Source organism: Protofrankia sp. CiP3, from assembly GCF_917627345.1.
Taxonomy (GTDB): Bacteria; Actinomycetota; Actinomycetes; order Frankiales; family Frankiaceae; genus Protofrankia.
Window position 1 is genome coordinate 1 of sequence record NZ_CAKJTM010000212.1, and the last position, 3,488, is coordinate 3,488.

The window sequence follows — 3,488 nt, forward strand, 5'->3', positions numbered from 1 at the left end:
CCCGCCGCGGCGGCGGCCGTTCGGCGCCGGGGCGCTGTCCATCTCTCCGCCGCAGCGGGAGCACTGCACGCGGGTGAACTCGGGTGGGCCATCCTGGTAGTAGCGGACCTCGGTGCGTTTGGCGTGATTCCTGCACAGGGTGACGCCACATTCTTGGCAGCGCCCGCCCCCCGGACTCCCCGCGTTGACGACAATCGTCACCGTGCCTGGCTGTGCCAGCCAGTGGGCGCTGAGCCAGGATGCGGTGCAGCCTGGGCTCTCGCAGGCACAGAACATCGCGTCGAGGCGGCTGTCAAGCAGCAGTTGCGGCCCCAGCCTCTCGCCGTGATTCGCCGCCTGGGCGGCCCCTGTCCCGAGGGAGATCACGGGAGCGGCCATCTCCAGCGCGGCCGGCAGATCGGGGCAGATATCGAGGACGACCAGCAATCTGTCCATCGCTGACCGGAACCGACGCTGCAGCGTGAGCGACCTCGCCTCCTCGACCAGCGCGTGCGCCCACGCAGTCACGTCTTCGTCGGCGGATGGCTGAGGGTTCTTTCTGTCATCGCGCTGGCGCCGTCGTGAGCGCCATATCGTCATTCCAAAGGTATACACGGTCAGCGCGGTCACCGGAAACTGCCCGCTTCCTGAACCTGGCCGGCTTCTCGCCCGAAGTTGCGTGATCTTGAATGGATCTGATGGCATCTACCTGCAGCTTTTGTTTCTGTTGGGTGAACTGTAGCCAGTATTTTTTCGATTTTTTCGTGTGACCATCGAGTGCCGGCTGCGCGTGAGGTCGGGGCTGGTGCGCCCGTCGCCGGACATACCTGCAAAGCTGTGACCTGCGGAAACGTCGTGCGCCATCGTACTCTTGATGTTCATTGTGCTCCACAGAGTGACTTATAGCCGGTAGGTGAATCCTTGATCAGGGCAAATGTCCAGGTCGCCGGCCTGCAGTGCGCTCATGATCACGAAACTTCGGTCTCGCCGAAGGGCCTCCAGGCGCCCACGGTGTGCCGATTACACCCGTCGGTGTCCGGTCGCAAGATCAGCGCCAGATCCAGATCCAACTTTCGGCCGTCGTTTGAAACCTACTTCGTCTGTCACGCAGACGGTTCCTACAGCTTGATCCCTGACGTGGGGCGTCAGTCTTTCGCAGGGTGACCACAGACGGTCTCGGCGCTGGGAACTGCGTGGGTCGGGCTGTCCGGGGAGCGAAGCGACCTGGTCAAGGTGATCGGGCTGTGCCCTGGCGTGCCCCCTGCTCGTCCGTATGGTGCTGGCGTGCGCGGCGGCGATCTCCGTTCACCGCATGATCTGACCTGGCCGAACGTGACCCCGGTCGAATCGGCCCCTGACAGCGCCTCGGGACCGTAAGCGCGAATCCATGCCGTCCGGTACGGCATGGATTCGCCTCACCGGCGGCTGCCATCGCCGCTGACCCCACACCCCGGCCGTGCCCGTCACTGCTCCGCACCTGGCCGCTCTCACGTTCGGTTCTGCGCGGTGCGGGGTGGCGACGCGCCGGCGAGCATGGCGCCCCAGCGCCACGCGCAGCCGTCGCGCGGCGCGGCCCGCGCCGCGTCTTGAACTGGCAGGGTCGCGTGATTGGTAGTCGCGTATTCCCCCGGTTGGATCTTGCTCGCGGTTACTGATCGTGGTTGCTGGTGGCGTAGCGGCTCCAGGGCGCGCCGGCGTGGATGGCGTGAGCGCTGGTGCGGGAGTGGCTGTAGCCGAGCATGGCTGCGACGACGGGCGCGGGGGCGTCGAGGACGAGTTGGCGGATGGCGCCGATGCGGCTGGATTGGGGTGGGACACCGGCGTGTCGGAGGAGTTGACGAATGGCGTTCGTGGTCATGGGCTGCCCTGGACGGCGTCCGGGGAATAGCCAGCGGGTAGTGGGGTTGGCGGCGGTCTTCATGTTTGTGCGGGTGGCGATGTAGCGGCGGAGAAGCGCGGCGAAGGGTTCCGGAACGGGCGCTGGGTGTTCACCGAGGTGTAGGAACATGTCGGTGTCACCGGTGACGTCATCGATGGTGAGCTGGATGATACGGCTGACTGGTTGGGCGTAGAGCAGAACAAGCAGGGCGGCGACGCGGGTTCGTAGGAGCACGTTCTCATCGATGAGCATTTGCGTGATGAGGGTAATACGCTGCTGCTGGTGGGCCGGCGCGGAATCCGTGACGGTAGGGGCCTGGATAGCGAGGCGTGGCATGCGGGCGGTACTCATCGCCCATTTCAGGAACGGGTGGCTGGATAGTCGGGCGATAGCCGTGTTTGAATGCCACAAGTCGAGGTGGTATTGGGTGCAGGTGGCGAGTGTTGTTTCGTTGATATCAAGCATGGCAAGGAACGCCCCGGCCTGGGTGATCCGTGCGCGGGCGTTGGCCTGTGCGTCGGCTCCGAGCGGCCCGTGCGCTGCCAGGGTCCGTAGGCGGCGGAGGATGTGCCAGGCGGCGAACCGTTCCACTGTGGTCCGGTGGTCGGGGTTGGTGATCGAGGTCAGGTAGTGGCTGAGCCAGCGTTCGAAGAAGACGAGTTGCCGGTCGGCTGGGGGCAGGATGTGGTGTTGCATGAGGAGGTCGCGCAGGTATGCAACCGCGCGTGGGTGCGGCAGGGTGTTGAGTCCTTCGTGGGTGAGCGGAATTTCACCGGTAGCCAGGCCGCGTAGCATCTGTCCGACATATGGGGGGCCGAGCCAGTTCAATCCGCTCGCGGGTCGTTCCATCTGCCGGAGCCCATCGAAGAGTGGGATCAGTTCCGTGCGGATGGTGCCGGTGCCGTCGTCGAGGAGACAGCGGAGCCGAGTGGTGAGAGTGCAGCGGGCGCATCGCTGCTGCCAGCGGCGTCCTTGCATGCCGCATTCCACGCAGGTGAAATTCCCGGGAATCCCCGCGCAGTCAACGCAGAGCGGTTTGTGTTCGGTGGAGAAGCCGGGCAGCATGCGGTGGCGGGCGCATCCAGCACAGATTCCGAATGTTTCCAACGCCCGGGTGTGACAGGTCCGGCAGATCGGCCCGTCCGGCCAGGTCGTCGCCGCCACCGCGTTGCGGCCGCAGCGGGCGCAGGCAGTGGGTGTCCTCATTCAGGACGCAGCTGTACTCGTTTCGGGCGGACGCCCTCGGCTGGTGGGGCTGGGGCCGGGGTGTCCCCGACGGCGATCCGCTGGGGTGCGGCGTTCACCGCCCGGGTGGTGATGAGCTCGGCGGGGGTGACGTCGAGGAGGTCGCAGAGCGCGGCCAGCACCGGCAGGGACAGCCGTTCGGGGGCGCCGGTGACCAGTCGGTGCACCTGGGAGGCGGACAGGGTGACGCCCCGCTCGGCGAGCAGCGGGACGAGATTGCTGGTGGTGAACAGGCCGCGGGTGGCCATCACCTCACGTAGCCGCCACTGGTAGCTGACCTGGCGTCGGATCGTCATCGTGCCTTCTTGGTCGGTGTGAGGGCGGCGGTCAGGGTCTGGTCGAGTGCACGGCGCAGGGTGCGGGTGCGGAAGTCCGAGGACACGCA

The 3,488-nt window shown here is 66.2% G+C and carries 3 protein-coding genes; all 3 read right to left on the reverse strand.

Going from position 1 to position 3,488, the window contains the following annotated elements; translation table 11 throughout:
• On the reverse strand, window positions 1–507 hold a 507-nt coding region (locus tag MJ797_RS26395), incomplete at its 3' end, for a hypothetical protein (RefSeq protein ID WP_239342399.1).
• Between the two features lie 1,120 nt (window positions 508–1,627).
• A complete protein-coding gene (locus MJ797_RS26400; RefSeq protein WP_239342401.1) occupies window positions 1,628–3,064 on the reverse strand; it encodes a site-specific integrase in 1,437 nt (478 codons plus the stop codon).
• Window positions 3,061–3,399, reverse strand: coding sequence for a helix-turn-helix transcriptional regulator (locus MJ797_RS26405; RefSeq protein WP_239342403.1), 339 nt, complete (start codon window positions 3,397–3,399; stop codon window positions 3,061–3,063). The genes MJ797_RS26400 and MJ797_RS26405 overlap by 4 nt, the downstream gene beginning before the upstream one ends.
• Window positions 3,400–3,488 lie beyond the last annotated feature (89 nt).

Coding starts and splice junctions, on each gene's coding strand:
- MJ797_RS26400 (WP_239342401.1), bottom strand. CDS start 3,064: ATGAGGACACCCACTGCCTGCGCCCGCTGCGGCCGCAACGCGGTGGCG.
- MJ797_RS26405 (WP_239342403.1), bottom strand. CDS start 3,399: ATGACGATCCGACGCCAGGTCAGCTACCAGTGGCGGCTACGTGAGGTG.